The sequence below is a fragment of the Mesorhizobium sp. WSM4810 genome (assembly GCF_055811235.1).
The window spans coordinates 1-892 of sequence record NZ_JBVVQV010000085.1 but is presented as its reverse complement, the minus strand read 5'-3'; the positions used below and the strand labels follow the sequence as shown (position 1 = coordinate 892).

1 pseudogene is annotated in these 892 nt (G+C 59.3%); it reads right to left on the bottom strand.

The annotated features are described in order from the left end of the window. A pseudogene (locus AC0L3O_RS35395) lies at positions 1–710 on the bottom strand (hypothetical protein); the annotation flags it as partial. Positions 711–892 lie beyond the last annotated feature (182 nt).

Genomic DNA, 892 nt, shown 5'->3' with positions numbered 1-892 from the left:
GTGCGCCATTTGCCGACATTCACGGAGCGTTGGCAATCCCGACCTACGCCCGACCGCCGAATCGGCTGTGCGGTCGTGCCCTGTGCCGGCACGGAACTGCAGACGAGTGCAGCATTCATGTCCCACGACCAGGTAGCAGTCGCCAACGTTGTACGAAAAAGGCGGGATGCGTTTCGGTCAACTGCGCGACAAGTGGTTGCGCCTGTATAAAAGCGGCCCCGGGATGGATGGCCAAATCGCCGACGATCAACTCGCGCGACTCGCAGGCCTCCGGAGCGGATGTCAGCAAGCCAGAATGACGAGCGTATAAAGCATTGTCTTGTTCCTTCGCGGAGATCGAGTTCGTCCTCGGAGGCGACAGATTCAATGGCCGGCACGAACGAGTTCGGGAGGGGGCTCGGCTCCTGCCACGAAGAGTTTGCCGCCGGCCCGCGAAATCTCGACGGTTTGGCTGCGCTCGTCCAACCTGCCTGGAACCGAGATCGTGAGGCTTTGGCCTCATCGAGGGTTGCCTCGAAGCGCACAGGCAAGCCCGCCTCGCCTTCAGCGATCGTGGTGACCACCCGGAAGCTGTTATCGGCTTCCGTATAATAGACGACGCCTTGAAAACCGCCGAGATCGATACTCCCTCCTTGTTGGGTGTCCAGTTCACCTGCAGAGGCATAGCCCGTCGTCACGCAAAGCGCTGCAAGGACCGTGTATCTGTACATGATATTTTCCTCCCCAACCGAACAGGTCAGAACAAGATCGGTGCGCAAAGCATATGAGGAGTGGGTAGGTTCGTCTGTGAGAATTCTCACACTCGTGGCAACGCATTCAAAAACGAGGCCGGGCGCGTGTGGCAAGATGCGGATCGCGTCATGAGCGCCGGTCGCACCCAACGTCGGCTTTT